The sequence below is a fragment of the Pseudomonas sp. S35 genome, from assembly GCF_009866765.1.
Lineage (GTDB): Bacteria > Pseudomonadota > Gammaproteobacteria > Pseudomonadales > Pseudomonadaceae > Aquipseudomonas.
This window is the reverse complement of the sequence record NZ_CP019431.1, coordinates 1,967,860-1,988,008: the sequence shown is the minus strand read 5'-3', so window position 1 is coordinate 1,988,008 and position 20,149 is coordinate 1,967,860. Positions and strand designations below refer to the sequence as shown.

Genomic DNA, 20,149 nt, shown 5'->3' with positions numbered 1-20,149 from the left:
TCAGCGTGTAACGCTGGGTCAGACCTCATTATTCACCGACGCTGATCTTCAGGCCGGCGGCTATAGCAAAGGGTGTCAGGGTTACCGCCAGGGCGGTCAGGCTACCAAGCCACAGGAGGTAACCGGTCGCCGGCATGCCCATGAGCGCGGCCTGCAAAGCGCCGCTGCCAAGGATCAGTACCGGGATGTACAAAGGCAGAATCAACAGGGCCAGCAGCAGGCCACCGCGCTTCAAACCGACGGTCAACGCTGCGCCCACAGCCCCCAACAGGCTGAGCACTGGCGTGCCGAGTAACAAGGACAGAAGCAGTACCGGCAGGCATTCAACGGGCAAGCCCAGCATCATCGCCAACAGCGGCGAGAGCAAGACTAGCGCCAGGCCGGAAAAAACCCAGTGTGCCAGCACCTTGGCCAGTACCAGAAGTGGCAGAGGGTGCGACGAAAGGACCCACTGTTCAAGTGAACCGTCTTCGAAATCACTGCGAAACAGCCCATCCAGCGAGAGCAGAACCGATAAAAGTGCCGCCACCCACACCAGTCCCGGTGACAAGGTTTGCAACAGTTTAGTCTCGGGACCGACCGCCAACGGGAACAGCGCGATCACAATGGCGAAGAACACCAGCGGGTTGGCCAGTTCGGCCGGGCGACGGCACAACAGCCGCGCTTCGCGGGCGACCAGCAGGGCGAACACACTCATGCCGCCCACCGACCCAGGTCCAGGTCACGGTAACCGGCAGGCCGCCGGGCCAGGGTGTGGTGGGTGGTGAGCAACACGCTTCCGCCCTGCTCGCAATGCCGCGCCAGGTGCTCTTCCAATTGGGCGACGCCTTGCTTGTCCAGGGCGGTGAAGGGCTCGTCGAGAATCCACAGCGGCGGGCCCGGCAAGTACAGGCGCGCCAGGGCCACGCGGCGCTGTTGGCCGGCAGACAAGGTGTGACAGGGAACGTCTTCAAAGCCCTTGAGGCCCACAGAAGCCAGCGCCTGCCAGATGGCGTCGCGGCAGGCCCGATGATGCAGGGCGCTGAGCCAGCTGAGGTTTTCTTCGGCGGTGAGCACATCCTTGATACCGGCGGCGTGGCCGATCCAGATCAGGTTGCGGGCCAGCGTGGCGCGCTGTTCGCTGAGGGGTTTGCCGTTGAGCCGCACTTCGCCGGCCGTGGGTTGCATCAAGCCGGCCAGCAGGCGCAGCAAACTGGTCTTGCCGCTCCCGTTGGGCCCGCTGACCTGCACCATATCGCCGCCCGCCAGCCGCAGCTCGAGATGTTCGAACAGCAGGCGCAGGTCGCGTTCACAGGCAAGCGCTACGGCTTCAAGAAGAGGGCTGGTCAAGAGATCGCGGGCCTTTACGGTTCAAGTCGGCGGTGCAGCGGCCGTTATAGAAAGAAGCACAATAACGGCTTTGGCGACCGGTTTTAGAGAGCTGGATCAAATAGTTGTGAGGTTTTTACCGCTCTCGTTGCAGACGGGCGGCATTATACATGCGATGCCCTACGCTAAAGAGGGCAATTTCCCCAGAGACGATGCGCACGATGACCGGCGAGATCAACCTTCCTACGCTCCCTCCCACTCCGACGACCGGGCAAAGCCCCGCGCCTGCGGCAGGTGAATTGCTCAAGCTGCTGGAGCCGCAGATCGGGCTGATCGACCCGGGAAAAACTGCGAACGCCGAAGTCATCGCGCTTAAACAAGGCGGTGAAGCCTTTCAGCTTTTGCTCAAGCTGACCCTGGAGGGCGGCCGCCAGACCTTGGTGCAAGCCAGCAGTGCCCAACCGTTGCCGTTGGGCAGTAATGTGGCGGTGAGCCAGACCCCGGCGGGCAACCTGACCCTGAGTTTGCAGCAGGCCTTGAGTGCGAATGTCGCGGCCCTGACCCGTATCGACACCAACCAGATGCCGGTGGGCACGCTGTTACAGGCCAAGGTGCTGACCACCCAGATGCTGCCCCAGGGCACCGCACAACCGGCGATCTACCGCTCGCTGGCGACGGTGCTCAACAATGCCCTGGCCGGTGCGACGTTGACCGTGGAAAGCCCTCAACCCCTGCGCGTGGGCAGCCTGCTCAGCGCTGTGGTGCAGAACGCGCAGACCTTGAGCTTCGTGCCGTTGAGCGGGCGCCAGGATCAATTGGCCGTCACCCAACAACTCGCCACCCAGCACAGTCGCCAGGGTTCGCTGGACGCCGTGTTTACCGCCTTGCAAAACTTGCCCCGCGGCGACAGCACTTCCGCTGACCTGCGCGCCGCCGCCGACCGCTTGCTCGCCGCCCTGCCGGACCTGGCTCAGGTGAGCAATCCCAAGGTGCTGGCCCAAGTGGTCCAGAACAGCGGGGCGTTTCTTGAGGCCAAGTTGCTTGCCGGACAAAACCCACAAGTGCCGCCCCTGGACATGAAAGGCGCCCTGCTGCGCCTGGTCGCCGACTTGCTGCCGGCCCTGCCGACCAGCACCAACTTGAATGCGATCCTCGCCGCCAACACCCTGGCTCAGGTCTTGCCGAATTTCGTGCGCAGCCCGCTCAATACGCTCGGCCAAGTCAGCGCACGACAGGCACCGGTTGGCTTCCCGCTGCCGGAACGGCTGATGGCCAAGCTGGAAGGCGAAGGTGACCTGGAAAACCTGCTGCGCCTGGCCGCCGGGGCGATTTCCCGTTTGCAGAGCCACCAACTGTCGAGTCTGGAACAAACCGGCACCACCGCCGATGGTCGCCTGCAAACCACCTGGCAGTTGGAAATCCCCATGCGCACCCTGCAAGACATCGTGCCGTTGCAGGTCAAGTTCCAGCGCGAGGAACCGGCGCAGGACAAGGACCAGCCCGAACGCAAGGACAGGAAAGACCCCAAGCAAATGCTCTGGCGCGTTGAGCTGGCGTTCGATATGGAGCCGCTGGGGCCATTGCAGGTCCAGGCGCAACTGACCCAGGGCAAACTGTCCAGCCAGCTGTGGGCAACCCGCCCCTTCACGGCCAGCTTGATCGAAAGCCATTTGGGCAACCTGCGCGAGCGGCTGGTGACCTCGGGGATCAACGTCGGCGACCTGGACTGCCACCTCGGCACCCCGCCACGCGGGCCAAAAACCGGACTGGAACAACGCTGGGTGGATGAAACCGCATGAAAAACGCCACCCCACCCCGCCAGGCAATCGCCCTCAAGTACGACGGCCAACAGGCGCCGACGCTCAGCGCCAAAGGCGACGATGCCCTGGCCGAAGCCATCCTGAAGCTGGCGCGGGAAAATGAAGTACCGATCTATGAGAACGCCGAGTTGGTGAAGCTATTGGCGCGCATGGAACTGGGCGACAGTATTCCGGAGGAGTTGTACCGCACGGTTGCCGAGATCATTGCGTTTGCCTGGACATTGAAGGGCAAGTTCCCGGTGGGCTATGACCCGGATGCGGGACCGGTGGAGCGGGATGTGACGGAGCGTGGCGACGACTACTGAAATAGCGTCAGGCAGAGGCAGATCCAACGGTGGGAGGGGGCAAGCCGCCTCCCACCGTTGGATTTGTGGTCAGTTCAGGACGTCACTCAAGGGAATGAAATTGACCCGATCACCCACCTCCAAGGTCGTCCCTTCCAACACTTCCACAAACCCCTGGGCCCATGCCGCACTGCGCAACACGCCGGAGCTCTGGTTGCGGTAGATGATCGCCTTGCCCTGCTCGATGCGCCCACGCAGATACTCGCGGCGGTTGCCCGGTTTGGGCCAGACAAACCCCACCGGGACTTCGAAACGCAGTGGTTCCACGTCTGCCACGCCTTGGCGGCGCAGGATGTAGGGCCGCGCCAACAGGGCGAACGTCACCAGTGTCGACGCGGGGTTGCCCGGTAAGCCGATCACCGGCACACCACGGAAATGCCCGACCGTCAGCGGCTTGCCAGGTTTGATCGCCAGCTTCCACAGGGCCAGCTCGCCCTCTTCACGCAGGGCGATGCCGAGGAAGTCCGCTTCGCCGACCGACACGCCACCGGTTGACAGGATCAGGTCCGCCTTGCCCAGGCCCGCCAGGCGCGTGCGGGTCTGTTCCAGGTCATCGGGCAGAATCCCCGCGTCGATCACTTCGCAGCCCATGCGCGCAAGCCACGCGCACAGCACGCGACGGTTGCTGTTGTAGATCTGGCCAGGGCCCAGCGGCAAGCCGGGCTCGATCAACTCGTCACCGGTGGACAATACGGCCACGCGTGGGCGGCGCACGACATTCAGGCGATCACAGCCGAGGGACGCCGCCAGGCCCAGTTCAATCGGGCCCAAGCGTGTTCCGGCCGATAAAACCAGCTCACCCGCGGTAGTTTCCTGGCCTTGAGGGCGGATGTTCTGGCCGGCGTGCAGGGGCCCGGTAAAACTTACGCGCGCATCGGCGTGGACCACGGCGTTTTCCTGCATCTGCACGCAGTCCGCACCATCTGGTACCGGCGCGCCAGTGAAGATGCGTGCACAGGTGCCCGCCGCCAAAGGCTCAGGCGCATTGCCTGCAAAAATGCGCTGGCTGACCACCAGCGGCTCACCGGTCCAGTCCGCCAGGCGCAGGGCGTAACCGTCCATGGCGCTGTTGGGCCAGGGCGGCAGGTCGAGGGTGGAGACCAGATCCTGCGCCAATACCCGGCCGTCACACTCGGCCAGGGGCAAGGCGTGCGGCTCGCGGATCGGCGCAGCTTCGGCGATGGCCAGCAGTTGTTGCAGTGCTTGCTCTACCGGCATCAGCGCACCGGTCTTGCCTGGCTTACCCACGGGATTCACAAGGCTCGGCCTGTTTCAGGTGCGGGACGAAGTTGCACGGCCGATGGCGGTTATCCAGTTGCTCGGCCAGGATGCCGTCCCAACCGGTGCGCACGGCATTGGTGGAGCCCGGCAGGCAGCACACCAAGGTGCCATTGGCCAGGCCGGCCAGGGCGCGGGATTGCACGGTGGAGGTGCCGATATCGGCCACGGATATCTGGCGGAACAGCTCGCCAAAACCGTCGACCTGCTTGTCCAGCAGGCAGCTTACGGCTTCGGGGGTGCTGTCGCGCCCGGTGAAGCCGGTGCCGCCGGTGATCAGCACAACCTGCACCACGTCCTCGGCGATCCAGTGGGCAACCTGGGCGCGGATTTTGTACAGGTCATCCTTGAGCAGCACCCGTTCAGCCAGGTTATGGCCGGCGGCGGTCAGGCGGTCGACGAAGACCTGGCCTGAGGTGTCGGTGTCCAGGGTGCGGGTGTCGCTGACGGTCAATACCGCAATATTCAGGGGTACGAAGGGCGCATCTGCCTTGGCTTTCATGGCACGGTCCAGTTGTCGAAGGAACAGCCCGGTGTTATATCACAGGCCCCTATTTACCTGCCGCAGCGGAACCGCCATGTCACTCGATTCTTCGCCCCTGCCCTGTTCGATTCTGCTATTGGCCGGTGGCCGCGGCCAACGCATGGGCGGCCAGGATAAAGGGCTGCTGGAGTGGCGCGGCCAACCTCTGATTGCCCACTTACAGCGCCTGACACGCCCGCTGACAGACGACCTGATCATCTCGTGCAACCGTAACCATGATCGCTACGCCCCCTACGCCGACCGCCTGGTGAGCGATGACAGCCCGGACTTCCCTGGCCCGCTCGCCGGCATCCGCGCGGGCTTGGCGGCGGCGCGCCATGCGCATCTGTTGGTATTGCCGTGTGATGTGCCCACCATCGACACTCAATTGCTGAGCGCCCTGCGTGACACCGTGCAACGCAATCCGCTCTGGCCCGTCATGGTGCGTCACGGCGAATTCTGGGAACCGTTGATCTGCATCATCCCGACCTACCTGCAAGCCGAGATAGAACAGGCTTGGCACGCGGGCGAACGCAGCCCACGCAAGATCTTCCTGCAACTGGGCGGCATCGGTGTGCAATGCCCGGCGGACGATCCACGCCTGGACAATCTGAATACACCGCAGCTGTTGCACCCAAGGTCCGGCGTGTCAGAATGAACCTCGCACAAGGAACTTTGACGGCGTGTTACGCGTCTCAAGGTCAGCACTCAAAAGTATTCTCTCGGAGACAAACCCATGACTCAACGGACCATCGCCGCTCTCATGCTTGCACTGGGCCTCGCTACCCTCGCCGGTTGCGCTTCGCCTACAGTGATCACCCTGAATGACGGTCGCGAAATCCAGGCCGTCGACACCCCTAAATTCGATAAGGATTCGGGCTTCTACGAGTTCGAACAACTGGACGGCAAGCAGACCCGCATCAACAAGGATCAGGTCCGCACCGTTAAAGACCTGTAAGTCTTAGCGTTTGCCACCAAGGCCCGCCTCGTGCGGGCCTTGTCGTTTCCGAGGGTTACCAGTCGAGGGTGATCTGGCTGCGAAAACGGCGTTCTTCACCCGTGACCGGGTCGATAAACCGCACGCCCTGGGCCAACAGCTTGAGGGGGTTGGCGTAATCGTCCACGGCATCCTTGATCACGTCCGGGTAGAACGGGTCGTTGCAGATACTCGCCCCCAGCGCAGTCATGTGCACGCGCAGTTGGTGCTTCTTGCCCGTCACGGGGAACAGGCCGTAGCGCCATAGGTCGCCGTTTGTTTCGCGCACCTGCACAGCCGTTTCAGTGTTGCTGGCGCCCTCACCTTCCTGCATGCGGAAGAACGGCTCGCCGTCCACCAGGCGGCTTTTGTGCACCAACGGGAAGGTCAGCCCAGGCAAGGCCGGGGCGATGGCTTCGTAGAATTTGTCAATCTGGCGGGTCGGGAACAGTTGCTGATAGGCCGAACGGCTGACTGGGTTGGCCGAGAACAGCACCAGCCCGGCGGTGTGTCGGTCGATACGGTGCAAGGGCACCAGCGACGGGTTGTCCAGGCGGCGAATCAGGCGGCGCAACAAGGTTTGCTCGACATACTCGCCGGCCGGCGTCACCGGCAGGAAGTGCGGTTTATCAGCCACCACCAGGTGTTCATCGGCGTACAGGATGGTTTCCTGTACCGGGATCACTTTTTCGTTGGGCACTTCACGGAAGTAGTAAATGCACAGGCCTTCCTTATACGGCAGGTCCTGACGGATCGGACTGCCATTGATATCCAACACCCGCCCGCGGGCGATGCGGTCCAACCAGTGTTCGCGGCTGATGGCCGTGAAGTGGTCGCACAGGCAATCGAGGACGGTGGCCCATGCGCCGGGCGGCAAGTACAGGGTGCTGGCTTGGTGCTGGGACGCGGAAAAACCGGAAGTGGACATGCCGATGCTCAAAGCCTTGAAAAACCGACGGGCATTATCCCGCATGAAGCGGGACTCAGCCTAGGGCGGATCTCAGGCCTTGGCCAATTGCGCCCGCAGGACCGGCGATGTACTGGCCGCTTCGGTGAACTCCTTGAGCCAGCGCAATACCTCTACCGCTTCCCAACGACCCGGATCGTACAAGGCGTAGAGCAAGCCCTGGTAACCCACCACATCCAGTTGCTTGTGATAACCGGCGCGCTGGAACAGCGCTTCGATCTCGGCAAAGCAAGTATTGAAATGCACTTTGTTAAATGGCGTCTTGCCTTCCGTGACCAGGCCATCAAGGCGCAGCTCGTTCACCGCGTCGCGCACGACGTCGGCAGACATGCGATTGACGCTGCTTTTCAGTTGTTCAACATTCACCACGGGCGTTCCCTCTATTCAATCGCTGTACAAACATACAGTAACGCAATATCGGGTAATCCGCCATCGCAGAAACCTCAGCGTAGGAAGGCGACAACCTGTTCGGTGTCGAAGGGCCAATCCAGTTCGGCACCGGTATCTACCCGCCGAAGCACCGGAATCCGCAGGCCATAGGCTCCGGTGAGGTCCTCGGGGTCGGTGATATCCACCAGTTCAACCAGTAACCCGTGTTCGACGAGCGGCATGATTTCGGCTTCGGCGATCTCACATAGATGGCAACCCAGGGTGCCGAACAGCTGGCATTCAGCAAGCATGGCAAATGGACCTGATCAGAAAACAGGCCGTTATTCTAAGCCTGCCCTTCCCTTGTGGCGAGCCGACAAACCCTGACCCAGATCAGCATGTTCTATAACTGATTCAGCGACTCTCTCGGCTTTTTGCCCGCTCACCCTGCAACGGAGATGCTTGTGTTCGCCAACCTGCTGATCATCCTGGCCTCATCCCTGGTGATGATTGCCCTCTTTCGCCGTCTGAGATTGCCGCCCGTGCTGGGCTACCTGTGTGTGGGCCTGGCCGTGGGGCCCACCGCCCTCGACTGGGTGAATGACAGCGAAGAACTGCCCGACCTTGCAGAACTGGGCGTGGTGTTCCTGCTGTTTTCCCTGGGGCTGGAGTTTTCCCTGACCAAGATGCTCGCCCTGCGCCGCGTCGTGTTTGGCCTGGGCAGTTTGCAGGTGCTGGGTTGCAGCGTGGTGCTGGGTGGCTTGTTGATCGGCTTTGGTGTGGCGCCCGGCATCGCCCTGCTGCTGGGTGCGGGATTGGCGTTGTCGTCCACGGCCATCGTCAGCAAGGAACTGACCAGCCTTGGGGAAATTTTCAGCAGCCATGGCCAGAACGCGATTGGCGTGCTGTTGTTCCAAGACGTGGTGGCGGTGTTGCTGCTGACCCTGGTGCCGGTGTTTGCCGGCAGCAGCGACCAGGCCTGGTACTGGGCGCTGCCGTTGACCTTGGGCAAAACCGTGGTGCTGTTTGTCGGCCTGCTGCTGGCCAGTCGCTGGTTGTTACCGCGCCTGTTCCGTGAAGTCGCCGCGTCCCATTCGGCGGAGTTGTTTGTGCTGCTGGCATTGGTGATCGTGTTGCTGACCGCCTGGCTGACCCATTTGTTGGGCCTGTCCCCGGCCCTTGGCGCCTTCCTGGCTGGCATGCTGTTGGGCGAAAGCCACTACCGCCATCAGATCGAAGCGGATATCCGACCGTTTCGCGACATCCTGCTGGGGCTGTTTTTTGTCAGCATCGGCATGTTGATCGACCTGCAGTTGTTCATCAGCCACAGCCTGCTGATCCTCGGCCTGACCCTCACGCTGATGCTGGTCAAAGGCTGCGTGGTGGCGGTGCTGGTCAAGCTGCGCGGCAGCGACAGCGAAACCGCCTGGCGCAGCGGCCTGGCCCTGGCCCAAGGCGGTGAGTTCTGTTTTGCCCTGATGGCGCAGATGCAGCAAAGCCGGCTGATTCCGGATGAGTTCAATGGCCTGCTGCTCGCCGCCACGTTCTGCTCGATGCTGCTGACGCCACTGCTGTTACGCGCCGCACCGGCGATTGCCCTGCGCCTGCACCGCAAGCCCAACCAGCAAGTGCAACTGGAGGAAATCACTGCGCTCAACGCCGAGTTGCGCGGCCATGCGGTGATCTGCGGCTACGGCCGTGTCGGGCAGTCCATCGGACGTTTTCTGCGCCGGGAGCAACAAGCCTTTATCGCCTTGGATGACGACCCGGAACGGGTGCAGGAGGCCGCCACCGAGGACAGTAGCGTGCATTATGGCGACTGTCGTCGCGGCGCCCTGCTCAGTGCGGTGGGCCTCGAACGCGCGCGGTTGGTGGTGATTGCGGTGGACAACAGCGATGTCGCCTTGGTGGTATTGAAGGAGGCGCGCCGGATCAACCCCGAAGTGCCCATCCTGGTGCGCACGCGCGACGATAGCCAGTGGGCCGAACTCAAAGCCGCGGGCGCCAGTGAAGTGGTACCCGAGCTGTTGGAGTCGAGCCTGATGCTCGCCTCCCATGCCCTGATCCTGCTGGGCCTGCCGGACCAACAGGTGCAGGCACGGGTCGATGAAGTGCGGCACAACCGCTACCGCGTGCTGCACGGTTTTTACTCGCAACCGAACAACGACGAAGAAGCCCCGATCAATCCTGACTGACCGCGCCGATCTTGTGGATCGACAGGTCAGCGCCGTAATACTCCTGTTCCTGACTCAGGCGCAGCCCACCGACGCGCTTGATCACGCCATACACCAGCAGGCCACCACCAAACGCCACCGCCACGCCGAGGCCAGTGCCAATCAACTGGCTGATCAGACTCACGCCGCCCAAGCCGCCCAACGCCGTTTGGCCAAAGATGCCACAGGCGATGCCGCCCCACACACCACACAGGCCATGCAACGGCCACACACCCAGCACGTCGTCGATCTTCCAGCGATCCTGGGCCGCGATAAAGCACCACACGAACAGCCCGCCGGCGACCACACCGGTCACCAGAGCGCCCACCGGGTGCATCAGGTCGGAACCAGCGCAGATCGCCACCAGCCCGGCCAGCGGGCCGTTGTGCAGGAAGCCCGGATCATTGCGGCCAATCACCAGCGCAGCAACGGTGCCGCCGACCATGGCCATCAACGAGTTGACCGCCACCAGGCCGCTGACGCCGTTGAGGGTTTGCGCGCTCATCACGTTAAAACCGAACCAGCCGACGATGAGGATCCACGAACCCAGCGCGAGAAATGGAATGCTCGACGGCGCGAACGCCACCAGCCGCCCTTCCCGGTAACGGCCATTACGCGGGCCCAGCAGCAACACCGCCGCCAGCGCCAGCCAGCCGCCCATGGCGTGTACCACCACGGAGCCGGCGAAATCATGGAAACTGGCGCCAAAGGTGGCGAGCAACCAGGCTTGCAGGCCGAAATTGCCGTTCCACACCATGCCTTCGAAAAACGGGTAGATAAACGCCACGATCAACGCGGTGGCGCACAACTGCGGAGCGAACTTGGCCCGCTCGGCAATGCCGCCGGAGATGATCGCCGGGATCGCTGCCGCAAACGTCAGCAGGAAGAAGAACTTCACCAGGCCATAGCCATGGTCGGCGCTGATCACCGCCGCCGGTTGCATGAAGCTCACGCCGTAGGAGATCCAATAGCCTATAAAGAAATAGGCCAAGGTGGAGATGGCGAAGTCACTGAGGATCTTCGACAAGGCGTTGACCTGGTTTTTCTGGCGCACGGTGCCGACTTCGAGGAACGCGAAGCCGGCGTGCATGGCCAGCACCATGACTGCACCGATCAGGATAAACAGGGTGTTGGAGCTGTGGACCAGGGTGTCCACCGCACTTTGCAAATTGTCCATGGAGGTTGGCAGGCCTGCATTCAAGGCAAAAAGCACCAAAGCGGTTCAAGCCACGATTGCGCGCACTAAATTGGCACCACCGGCACCGCCCCTCTTCAGAGGGCGTGAACCGCTTTAGCGCAGCGATCAACACAACAGGCTGATGCCGACAGGGTTTTTCCGCGAGTTTGAGTTATTTAGGGTAAGGTTTTTGATGGCCAGAGGCCTTACCGCCCAGATTCAGCGCAAGCCCCAAGGCGTGCGCACCAAGGCAAAGCAAAAGCTGTACCACACAATTGCACTGAACCTTCACCGATGCCGGTGACTCGAAACCACACGTACAGATCAGCCCATCACGGAGATAACCATGGCCAGAAAAACAGCACAGACCGCCCAAGAAATACTGATGGCGGATTTTCAAACCCTGGTCAGCGACACCGAAAAGTTACTGGATGACACCGCGATCCTGGCCGGTGACCAGGCCGACGAACTGCGCAGCAAGATCCATGAGAGCCTGCTCAAGGCCCGTGAAACCCTGCAACTGACCGAAGATTCGCTACGCGAACGCGGCCAGGCGGCGGTCACCGCCACCGAAGACTACGTGCAGGCCAACCCCTGGCAGTCGGTGGGCATTGCCGCCGGCGTGGGCTTTTTGATCGGTCTGTTGGCTACAAGGCGCTAATCCTATGTCTATCGGCGAAAGCGGCTCGGCCACGGGCGCAAGTTCAACCTCACGACGCCTGGGCGCGGCCGTTCTAGGCTTGTTGCACAGCCACGTCGAACTGTTCGGCATCGAATTGCAGGAGCAGAAGGCGCGCACCGTCAGCCTGCTGTTGTTTGCCGGTTTGGCCCTGGTGTTTGCCCTGTTGCTGCTGGTGGGTTTATCGACACTGGTGATGATCCTGGTATGGGACACCGGCTATCGCCTCACGGGGATCATCTGCCTCTGCGTGTTCTACAGCCTCGCCGCCGCGTTCTGCGGGGTGCGCTTGAAAGCGGCGGTGTTCGATGAGTCCACGCCCTTCCACGCCACGCTTGAAGAGCTGGCCAATGACCGGGAGCGCCTGCTGCCATGAGCCTGACTGAGATCCCGCAAAACACCTCACGCCGGGAAATGCGCAAGGCGCTGATCCGCCTGCGCATGGAAATGCACCGCCAGGAGATCCGCCACGAGTCCCAACAGTTGATGGCGCCCCTGCACAAGGTGCGCGACATGCGCCACAACTGGCAGGACAGCCTGGGCATCAAGCACGCGCCGCTGTGGGGCGTGGCGGCGGTGACACTGATGGGCTTCTTTACCGGCAAGGGTGCCAAGGGCGGCAGCATCAGCAGCCTGACCCGTCTGGTACGGCTGGGCGCGGGTTTGATCCCGTTGATCAAATTGGCGATGGCAGGTACTTCACGCAAAGGCTGAGCCCTGCTGGCTGCATTCTTGCAAACAGAATCGGCCCGGCCTTCTTCTTCAAAGGCCGGGCCTTTTTTCGCCACCTCGTTAAGGAGGCCCCGTGATCGACGGGCAACCGCTTGCCTGCTTCCAGCCGTTTATCGACACCGCCACCGGGCGCATTGCCGGCGTCGAGGCGTTAGGCCGCCTGCGCCAGGCTGACGGCCGCTTGCAGTCCGTGGGCCCGTTGTTTGCTGACCCGCGCACGCCGGGCGTGACTTTGCGCCGACTTGATCGGCAGATTCGCGACAACGCATTGAGCCGCCTGCATGAAGCCCCCGATGACTGGTTCCTGAGCCTGAATATCTCGCCACGCTGGATTAACCGTCTGCGCCCGGGCCAAGCGCTGCCGAGCCTGAAACAGATAGACAGTCACGGGGTCGATCCTCAGCGCATCGTGTTCGAGATCACCGAACTGGGCGGCGATATCCAACGCTTGGCCGACGTGGTGGCACGCTATCGCGAAGCTGGCGCGCGTATCGCTATCGATGACTTTGGCGCTGGCTACTCCCAGCTCGACCGGGTATTGGCGTTGCAGCCGGACATTCTCAAGCTGGACATGCGTTTATTCCAGGAAGCCGCCCGAGGCGGGCCTAGCAGTGACGTGGTACGCGCGCTGGCTCAGATGGCGGAAAAGACCGGTTGCTGGATTATCGCCGAAGGCGTTGAAACCGAGGCGCAACTGAGCTTCGCCCTGGAATGCGGTTCGCGGTATGTGCAGGGCTATCTATTTGCCCAGGCGCAGTTGGACTGGTTCGCCGCCGAAGCCTTCGTGCCCCGTTTTGCTCAACTGCGCAGCGTGTACGTCCAGCAGAAACTGGCAGAACGCGGACGCATCATGCAACTGCGCCAGCAATTGGCCGAGTTGATGAAAATACTGCAGAGCTGGGCCCTGGGCCACGCGCCACTGTCCCTTTTGCCACAACTACCAGACTTTCCTTGGCTGCTGCGTTTCTACCAGTGCGACCGGCATGGCACGCAACTCACGCCCAACTTCGAATGGCGCCAGGATGCCTGGCAAGCCGACAGCCGCTACCTGGGCCACAACTGGTCGTGGCGCCCGTATTTTTATCACCTGCTGGCCGAGGGCTGGGACGAACGACGCCTCACCCTGTCCTCGACCTACCGCGATGCCACCACTAACCAGTACTGCCTCACCGCCGGACAATTCTTCGACAACGGTCAGCGCTTGCTGTTAATCGATATCGATGCGGCCGGGTTGTAGATTTTCGCTTGCCCCGCCAAGGCGGAAACGGGAAGCTGGGAGGGTCATTCACCGCACGGAGAGTACCCGCCTTGGATTGGCCCACCCTGCTTACCCGCGAACGTCTTGGAAAGCCCCTGCACAGCCCGGAAGAACTTGGCCGCAGCCCGTTCCACAAAGACCATGACCGCATCATCTTCTCCGGTGCGTTCCGCCGCCTGGGCCGCAAGACCCAAGTGCACCCGGTGTCGAGTAACGACCATATCCACACGCGCCTGACCCACTCCCTGGAAGTCAGTTGCGTGGGCCGCTCCCTGGGTATGCGCGTCGGCGAAACCCTGCGCAGCGCCTTGCCCGACTGGTGCGACCCGAGCGACCTGGGCATGGTGGTGCAGTCGGCCTGCCTGGCCCACGACATCGGCAACCCGCCATTCGGCCACTCTGGCGAAGATGCCATCCGCCACTGGTTCCAACAGGCGGCGGGGCGCGGCTGGCTGGATGACATGAGCAGCGCCGAGCGCAATGACTTCCTCAATTTCGAGGGCAACGCCCAAGGCTTCCGGGTGCTGACCCAGTTGGAGTACCACCAGTTCGACGGCGGTACGCGACTGACCTTCGCAACCCTGGGCACTTACTTGAAATACCCCTGGACCGCCCGCCACGCCGACTCCCTGGGCTATAAAAAACACAAGTTCGGCTGTTACCAGAGCGAGCTGCCGATCCTGGAACAGATCGCCCACAAGTTGGGTCTGCCGCAACTCGAAGAACAACGCTGGGCCCGCCATCCGCTGGTTTATCTGATGGAGGCGGCGGATGACATCTGCTACGCCTTGATCGACCTGGAAGATGGCCTGGAAATGGAGTTGCTGGAATACGCCGAAGTCGAATCGCTGTTGCTCGACCTGGTCGGCGATGACTTGCCGCAGACCTATCGCCAACTCGGTGCCCAGGACTCGCGCCGACGCAAGCTGGCGATCCTGCGCGGCAAGGCCATCGAGCACTTGACCAACGCCGCCGCACGGGCCTTCGTCGAACAGCAGGATGCCTTGCTGGCCGGTACCCTGCCCGGCGACCTGGTGGAGCACATGCACGGCCCGGCCAAGCGCTGCGTGCTGGATGCCAAAGACATGGCGCGCAAGAAAATCTTCCAGGACAAGCGCAAGACCCTGCACGAGATCGGCGCCTACACCACCCTCGAAATTCTCCTGAACGCCTTTTGTGGGGCGGCTCTGGAGCAGCACGGTGGCCGCACACCGTCCTTCAAGAACCGACGTATTCTCGATCTGCTCGGCAACAACGCTCCGGACCCGGCATGGCCGCTGCACGCATCGTTCCTGCGCATGATCGACTTTATCGCCGGCATGACCGACAGCTACGCCACCGAAATGGCGCGGGAGATGACGGGACGCTCCAGCCCGCAATAATGCCATTGATCAAGCCGCCTGTTCCCTAAGAGAATCCCCCTACGAAGGGAACAGAGCGGCCTGATCGAATTCGCACAAACCTCTGGAGAATAATCGCGCACGCTCCGGGCAAACTGGGTGAACCGTTCCTACATGCCCCCCATCGACGCTTGACTCATCGTGTGCTTTCTATGCCCAGATACCCCCTTCGCATCCTGTTGGTGGAGGACCATCCCTTTCAACTGCTCGCCACCCAATACCTGCTTAGAAGTTTCGGCTTCGAGCACCTGACAGCTGCCGAAAACGCTGCGCAGGCCATCCATCTAATGACGCTGGCCGAAACCCCCTTCGACATTCTCTTGTGCGACCAATGCCTACCCGACCTTCCGGGGCTTGAGTTGATTGAAATCGCCAGCCGCCGGCGCTTTGTCACCGCAGCCATCTTGCTCAGCGGGCTTGCCCCAGTTGAACTGTCAGCCCTGAAAAAACAGGCTATGAAACGTGACCTGCCGTTGCTCGGCTACTTGTCAAAGCCACTGAACAAAGATGAACTTATACAGTTGATTCAAACACCCTCCACGCTATAAGCGTAGGACTTTAAACGTTTCCAACCGCCGAAAAGTGCCCGCACGATCACCGCCCGCCTCCAGGCCTCATGATTTTTTCTGCTCGCCAGCAAAGCGCATACGTCCCCCTCACACGACCTTATCAGCTGGTAGGCATTTACCTTTTTTAGTGTAGGAAGTTTCCTGTTTTATATCTGCCCCCCCTTGCCTTCATGCTCCTCCCTCCTCTTCTGAGCTAATGTGCCCGCTTTATTTGCACTTGTATGGAACGTGATCATGAACACAGTTTTTATTATCGATGACCATCCGGTTATAAGGCTCGCCATCCGAATGTTGCTGGAACACGAAGGTTACAAAGTCATTGGCGAAACGGATAACGGATGCGACGCAATACAAATGGTCCGCGAATGCCTGCCAGATCTGATCATTCTGGATATCAGCATCCCGAAACTCGACGGACTGGAAGTACTCTGCCGATTCAACGCCATGAACACCCCGATGAAAACCCTGGTTCTGACGGCCCAGTCGCCGACGTTGTTTGCCACTCGCTGCATGCGCTCGGGCGCCGACGGCTACGTCTGCAAGGAAGGTGACCTGAGTGAACTGCTGAGTGCCATCCGTGCAGTGCTGTCCGGCTACAACTATTTCCCCAGCCAGGCATTGAACACCAACGGTGCAGACGGCGTGGACTTCAAGGAACTAGAACTCTTCAAGGCCGTTAATGATCGTGAGTTAATGGTATTGCAACTTTTTGCCCAGGGCCGCACCAACAAAGAAATAGCCAAAGGCATGTTTTTAAGTAACAAAACAGTCAGCACTTATAAAAAGAGGCTCATGCAGAAACTTCAAGCCAAGTCCTTGGTAGAACTTATCGAGATGGCAAAACGAAACGCGCTAGTGTGAGAAAGCGGATGCCCAGGTGTATAAAGGACTATCTGATCATATTGAGTGCCGGCTTGTGCTTCAGCACTGCCGTGCCTGCAACGCCTCAAACGGGCGCGGAACATTTCAACTTACTGAGTCGTGCAGGCTCAATACAACTGGAAACCCACCTGAACAAGACCCAACGCCAGTGGTTGCGAAACAAACGCGAACTGCTGCTGGGTACTGCGTCCCCTGACTACCCGCCCTTCGATCTCACTTCCAGCGGGCGTGATTACGAAGGACTCACCGCCGACTATGCGGGTTTGCTGGCCAAGGCACTGGCCTTGCCCGTGAAGGTCCTGCGCTACCCCTCCAGAGAAGCTGCCATCAGCGCGCTCGAAACAGGTGAAATCGATCTGTTGGGCTCCGCCAACGGCTTTGAGGCAGCACGCCCCAACCTGATCCTGTCGGCGCCCTATGCCGTGGACCAGCCCGTTCTGGTCACACGCGAAGGGGAAACCCGTAGCCTGAATGATGGCCTGGCAGGAATGCGCCTGGCCCTGGTCTACCATTACCTGCCACTGGGAGAGGTCGAAAAGCTCTACCCCAAGGCGATTATCCGCGCCTACCCGTCTTATCAAAATGCGTTGAATGCGGTGGCATTCGACAAGGCAGACGTGTTTCTCGGCGACACCATCTCCACCCATTACATGATCAACAAGGGCTACCTGAAGAACATTCGCATGGCCAATTTCGGCAAGCACGAAGCTTATGGCTTCAGCTTTGCCATGCCCCAGCAGCAGCTCATCCTGCAGAGCATCGTCGACGCAGTCCTGGAGGCCGTGCCTGGCACTGAACGGGAAGCGATCGCCAAGCGCTGGAGCGCCGGCAGCGATATTTTGTTGACGGACCAGAAGCTGCAACTGACTCAGCGCGAGGCGCGCTGGTTGAAGGAGCACCCGACGGTCAAGGTGCTCGTGAATGAAACCTTCGCGCCGCTCACATTCTTCGATGGGGATGGCAACTTTCGCGGCATCACCGCCGACCTGCTGGAACTGATTCGCCTGCGTACCGGGTTGCGTTTCGAAATCCAGCGCGGGCGTGATGTGAATACGATGATCGAACATGTCGAGACCGGCAAAGCAGACATCATCGGCGCGATCGTCCCCAGCCTCGAACGCGAATCCCAGTTGAACTTCACCCGGCCCTACCTGGAAAACTCCTATGTGATGTTGACGCGCAAGGAGAACCAAGCCCCCACCAGCCTGGAAGAGATGGAAGGCAAGCGCCTGGCGGTCACTCAAGGCAGCCCGCCTGCGAAATTCCTGCGCGATAATTTTCCGAAGATTCATCTGGTGGAAGCAGGCGATACGTTCAAGGCCACCGAATTGCTCGCACAGGGGCGCGTGGAGGGTGCAGTCAATACCCTGGTCGTCGCCAACTACTTCCTGTCATCGCAGGTGTTCCAGGATAACGTTCAAATCAGCTTCAGCATTGGCACGACGCCCGCGGCCTTCACGTTGGCCACCTCACGCAGCGCCACCGAACTCAGCTCGATTCTCGACAAGGCCCTGCTCAGCATCGCCCCGGATGAACTAGGGGTGATCAACAGTCGCTGGCGAGGCTACACCGCCGCATCCGACAGCTACTGGCGCGACTATCACCAACTGATTGCCCGAATAGTCATCGGCACCGGGCTACTGCTGCTGGTCTCCCTGACCTGGAACGCCTACATGCGCCGCCAGATCAAGCACCGCAAAATGGCGGAGCGAGCCCTCAACGATCAGTTCGAGTTCATGCGCGCCCTGGTCAATGAAACCCCGCATCCTATCTACGTACGTGATCACAAGGGCTTGCTGCAGACCTGCAACGACAGCTACCTGCAGGTGTTTGACGTCAAGCGTGAGGACGTGATCGGCAAAACGGTGATGCAGGTGAACACCGCCCTCGCCACGGAAGCGGCGCAATACCATGCCGATTATCAACGTGTGGTGGCCGAGGGCAATCCGCTGATCCTGGACCGAACCCTGCACATTCGCGGAAAAAAACTCACGATCTACCACTGGATCCTGCCGTATCGCGACTCTGTCGGTGAGGTCCAGGGCATCATCGGGGGTTGGATCGATATCAGCGAGCGACGCCAGTTGTTCGACGAGCTTCGCGCTGCCAAGGAGCGGGCTGACGAAGCCAACCGGGCCAAAAGTACGTTCCTGGCCACCATGAGCCACGAGATCCGCACGCCGATGAACGCCGTGATTGGCATGCTGGAACTGACCCTCAAGCGCGCGGACCAGGGCCATCTCGATCGCCCGGCCATCGAAGTGGCCTACAACTCGGCCAAGGATCTGCTGGAACTGATCGGCGATATCCTGGATATCGCCCGCATTGAGTCCGGCCGCCTGAGCCTGGCACCGGAACGGGTAAATCTGCGCGAAGTGATTGAGTCAGTGGTACGGGTCTTCGACGGCCTGGCCCGACAGAAAACCCTTAGCCTGTCGCTGGAGTTCAAGCCCGACCTCGATAACACCGAAGTGCTGATCGACCCACTGCGTTTCAAGCAGGTGCTGTCCAACCTGGTCAGCAATGCCATCAAGTTCACCGAGCGCGGCGAGGTAAAAATCAAAGTGGAAGTATTGCCCACCCAACTGGAGCAACAGACCGAAATGAAACTGGTGGTGGAAGACACGGGCATCGGCATCAGCCGGGATGACCAGCGGCGTCTTTTCGAGCCCTTTGCCCAGGCCGACAACTCCGGGCAGTTGGCCAGGACTGGCGCGGGCCTTGGGCTAGTGATTTGCCGCAGCCTCTGCGCAATGATGGGCGGACAGCTCAGCCTGAGCAGCGTACCAATGGTCGGCACCCAAGTGCATGTGAACCTGAAGATGACTCGTCTGCAACCGCTACTGCCCGTGGACGAGCTCAAGACCCAGGCGCCCACGGCCGCCCCCGTGCTCAATGTACTGGTGGTCGACGATCACCCCGCAAACCGTCTATTGATGTGCCAGCAGCTTGGCTATCTGGGCCACCAGTTCACCGCCGCCCAGAACGGTGCAACGGGCTTTCAGGCCTGGCGCCAGGAGCACTTCGACCTGGTGATCGCCGACTGCAACATGCCCATCATGAATGGCTACGAGTTGAGTCGCTCGATCCGCGAATACGAGCAGCGCGAGCAACTGACACCGTGCGTGGTGCTGGGTTTCACCGCCAATGCACAGCCCGAAGAGAAGCAGCGCTGCGCCCTGGCGGGCATGAATGACTGCCTGTTCAAACCCATCAGTCTCACAGCGCTGGAGCGCCAACTGGCCAAGATCAGCCCTCAACCCAGTGAGCTGATTTTGGACCTTGGCAACTTCCAAGCCCTTACCGGCGGAGACCCACAAATGAGTCGACGCCTGCTGGAGGAGCTGTTGAGCAGCAGCCGCCATGATCGCCAGGAGCTGCTCGCGCTGATGGCTGCGCAGGCTACGTCCCAGCACATCATCGAGCAGGCCCACAAGATCAAAGGCGCTGCGCGCATCGTTCAAGCGCACTCGCTGGCAGCGCAGTGCGAAGCCCTTGAGCAGGCATGCGCCCGAGACGATGACCGGCCACTGATCGAGGCCAGTGTGAAATCCCTGGAAAAGCTGATGCTGGAACTGGAAAGGATGCTGCAAGTGCAACTTCGAGAGCTGGACAGCTAACAGGGGAAGGAGCTCGCGCGCCTCCCCCTGGTTC

21 protein-coding genes are annotated in these 20,149 nt (G+C 61.0%); 13 read left to right on the top strand and 8 right to left on the bottom strand.

All coding sequences use genetic code 11. The features are described from left to right. Nucleotides 1-28: 28 nt before the first annotated feature. Together ccmB and ccmA are read right to left on the bottom strand one after the other, a co-directional pair. Nucleotides 29-697: a heme exporter protein CcmB gene (ccmB, locus tag PspS35_RS08985; RefSeq protein WP_014717701.1), complete on the bottom strand. Its 669-nt coding sequence runs from the start codon at nt 695-697 to the stop codon at nt 29-31. Next, nucleotides 694-1,329 (bottom strand): cytochrome c biogenesis heme-transporting ATPase CcmA, encoded by a 636-nt coding sequence (gene ccmA, locus PspS35_RS08980; RefSeq protein WP_159933686.1) that lies wholly within the window; start codon nt 1,327-1,329, stop codon nt 694-696. The genes ccmB and ccmA overlap by 4 nt, the downstream gene beginning before the upstream one ends. Nucleotides 1,330-1,529: 200 nt before the next feature. Here ccmA and PspS35_RS08975 point away from each other — a divergent pair, with 200 nt between their 5' ends. Both PspS35_RS08975 and PspS35_RS08970 read left to right on the top strand, forming a co-directional pair. Further along, nucleotides 1,530-3,107, top strand: coding sequence for a flagellar hook-length control protein FliK (locus PspS35_RS08975; protein ID WP_159933684.1), 1,578 nt, complete (start codon nt 1,530-1,532; stop codon nt 3,105-3,107). After that, nucleotides 3,104-3,433, top strand: a complete 330-nt coding sequence (locus PspS35_RS08970) for an EscU/YscU/HrcU family type III secretion system export apparatus switch protein (protein ID WP_159933682.1) — start codon at nt 3,104-3,106, stop codon at nt 3,431-3,433. Before PspS35_RS08975 ends, PspS35_RS08970 begins: the two co-directional genes overlap by 4 nt. Before the next feature lie 69 nt (nt 3,434-3,502). Here PspS35_RS08970 and glp read toward each other — a convergent pair whose 3' ends face one another. Together glp and moaB are read right to left on the bottom strand one after the other, a co-directional pair. Further along, the gene (gene glp / locus PspS35_RS08965) at nt 3,503-4,729 is read right to left on the bottom strand and encodes a gephyrin-like molybdotransferase Glp (protein WP_159933680.1); all 1,227 of its coding nucleotides are present in this window, start codon (nt 4,727-4,729) and stop codon (nt 3,503-3,505) included. Beyond that, the gene (moaB, locus tag PspS35_RS08960; protein ID WP_056857153.1) at nt 4,713-5,252 is read right to left on the bottom strand and encodes a molybdenum cofactor biosynthesis protein B; all 540 of its coding nucleotides are present in this window, start codon (nt 5,250-5,252) and stop codon (nt 4,713-4,715) included. The genes glp and moaB overlap by 17 nt, the downstream gene beginning before the upstream one ends. 76 nt (nt 5,253-5,328) lie before the next feature. On the opposite strand from moaB, the gene mobA reads away from it, so the two are divergent. Both mobA and PspS35_RS08950 read left to right on the top strand, forming a co-directional pair. After that, the gene (gene mobA / locus PspS35_RS08955; RefSeq protein WP_159933678.1) at nt 5,329-5,931 is read left to right on the top strand and encodes a molybdenum cofactor guanylyltransferase MobA; all 603 of its coding nucleotides are present in this window, start codon (nt 5,329-5,331) and stop codon (nt 5,929-5,931) included. Nucleotides 5,932-6,009: 78 nt separating this feature from the next. Then, entirely contained in the window at nt 6,010-6,231 is a 222-nt protein-coding gene (locus PspS35_RS08950; protein ID WP_016978480.1) for a YgdI/YgdR family lipoprotein, read from the top strand. A 55-nt stretch (nt 6,232-6,286) separates the two neighbouring features. Here the strand turns inward: PspS35_RS08950 and PspS35_RS08945 are convergent, their stop codons facing one another. The 3 genes from PspS35_RS08945 to PspS35_RS08935 all read right to left on the bottom strand — a co-directional run bounded on the left by PspS35_RS08945 (nt 6,287) and on the right by PspS35_RS08935 (nt 7,896). After that, complete coding sequence (locus PspS35_RS08945) at nt 6,287-7,177, bottom strand: pseudouridine synthase (RefSeq protein WP_159938010.1); 891 nt, start codon at nt 7,175-7,177, stop codon at nt 6,287-6,289. 72 nt (nt 7,178-7,249) lie between these two features. Continuing rightward, nucleotides 7,250-7,585: a transcriptional regulator gene (locus tag PspS35_RS08940; RefSeq protein WP_159933676.1), complete on the bottom strand. Its 336-nt coding sequence runs from the start codon at nt 7,583-7,585 to the stop codon at nt 7,250-7,252. A gap of 74 nt (nt 7,586-7,659) precedes the next feature. Beyond that, entirely contained in the window at nt 7,660-7,896 is a 237-nt protein-coding gene (locus PspS35_RS08935) for a glutaredoxin family protein (protein ID WP_159933674.1), read from the bottom strand. 147 nt (nt 7,897-8,043) lie between these two features. Between PspS35_RS08935 and PspS35_RS08930 the strand changes: the two genes are divergently transcribed. Continuing rightward, nucleotides 8,044-9,780, top strand: coding sequence for a monovalent cation:proton antiporter-2 (CPA2) family protein (locus PspS35_RS08930; RefSeq protein WP_159933672.1), 1,737 nt, complete (start codon nt 8,044-8,046; stop codon nt 9,778-9,780). Here PspS35_RS08930 and PspS35_RS08925 read toward each other — a convergent pair. Continuing rightward, nucleotides 9,767-10,975 (bottom strand): ammonium transporter, encoded by a 1,209-nt coding sequence (locus PspS35_RS08925; RefSeq protein WP_159933670.1) that lies wholly within the window; start codon nt 10,973-10,975, stop codon nt 9,767-9,769. The two genes, PspS35_RS08930 and PspS35_RS08925, sit on opposite strands and share 14 nt — an antisense overlap. A gap of 346 nt (nt 10,976-11,321) precedes the next feature. Between PspS35_RS08925 and PspS35_RS08920 the strand changes: the two genes are divergently transcribed. The 8 genes from PspS35_RS08920 (at nt 11,322) to PspS35_RS08885 (ending at nt 20,115) form a co-directional block, all read left to right on the top strand. Further along, on the top strand, nt 11,322-11,636 hold the full coding sequence (locus tag PspS35_RS08920; RefSeq protein WP_032889079.1) for a YqjD family protein: 315 nt from the start codon (nt 11,322-11,324) through the stop codon (nt 11,634-11,636). A 4-nt stretch (nt 11,637-11,640) separates the two neighbouring features. Continuing rightward, on the top strand, nt 11,641-12,030 hold the full coding sequence (locus PspS35_RS08915; RefSeq protein WP_099586785.1) for a phage holin family protein: 390 nt from the start codon (nt 11,641-11,643) through the stop codon (nt 12,028-12,030). Further along, nucleotides 12,027-12,368: a hypothetical protein gene (locus PspS35_RS08910; protein WP_159933668.1), complete on the top strand. Its 342-nt coding sequence runs from the start codon at nt 12,027-12,029 to the stop codon at nt 12,366-12,368. The genes PspS35_RS08915 and PspS35_RS08910 overlap by 4 nt, the downstream gene beginning before the upstream one ends. Before the next feature lie 91 nt (nt 12,369-12,459). Next, on the top strand, nt 12,460-13,623 hold the full coding sequence (locus tag PspS35_RS08905; RefSeq protein ID WP_159933666.1) for an EAL domain-containing protein: 1,164 nt from the start codon (nt 12,460-12,462) through the stop codon (nt 13,621-13,623). A gap of 71 nt (nt 13,624-13,694) precedes the next feature. Continuing rightward, nucleotides 13,695-15,026 carry a deoxyguanosinetriphosphate triphosphohydrolase gene (locus PspS35_RS08900; RefSeq protein ID WP_159933664.1) on the top strand — a complete coding sequence of 444 codons (1,332 nt, stop codon included), beginning with the start codon at nt 13,695-13,697 and terminating at the stop codon, nt 15,024-15,026. A 170-nt stretch (nt 15,027-15,196) separates the two neighbouring features. Further along, complete coding sequence (locus PspS35_RS08895; RefSeq protein ID WP_159933662.1) at nt 15,197-15,592, top strand: response regulator; 396 nt, start codon at nt 15,197-15,199, stop codon at nt 15,590-15,592. Between the two features lie 255 nt (nt 15,593-15,847). Next, entirely contained in the window at nt 15,848-16,474 is a 627-nt protein-coding gene (locus tag PspS35_RS08890) for a response regulator transcription factor (RefSeq protein ID WP_159933660.1), read from the top strand. An 8-nt stretch (nt 16,475-16,482) separates the two neighbouring features. Next, nucleotides 16,483-20,115 carry a transporter substrate-binding domain-containing protein gene (locus PspS35_RS08885; protein WP_159933658.1) on the top strand — a complete coding sequence of 1,211 codons (3,633 nt, stop codon included), beginning with the start codon at nt 16,483-16,485 and terminating at the stop codon, nt 20,113-20,115. The last annotated feature ends 34 nt before the right edge of the window (nt 20,116-20,149 follow it).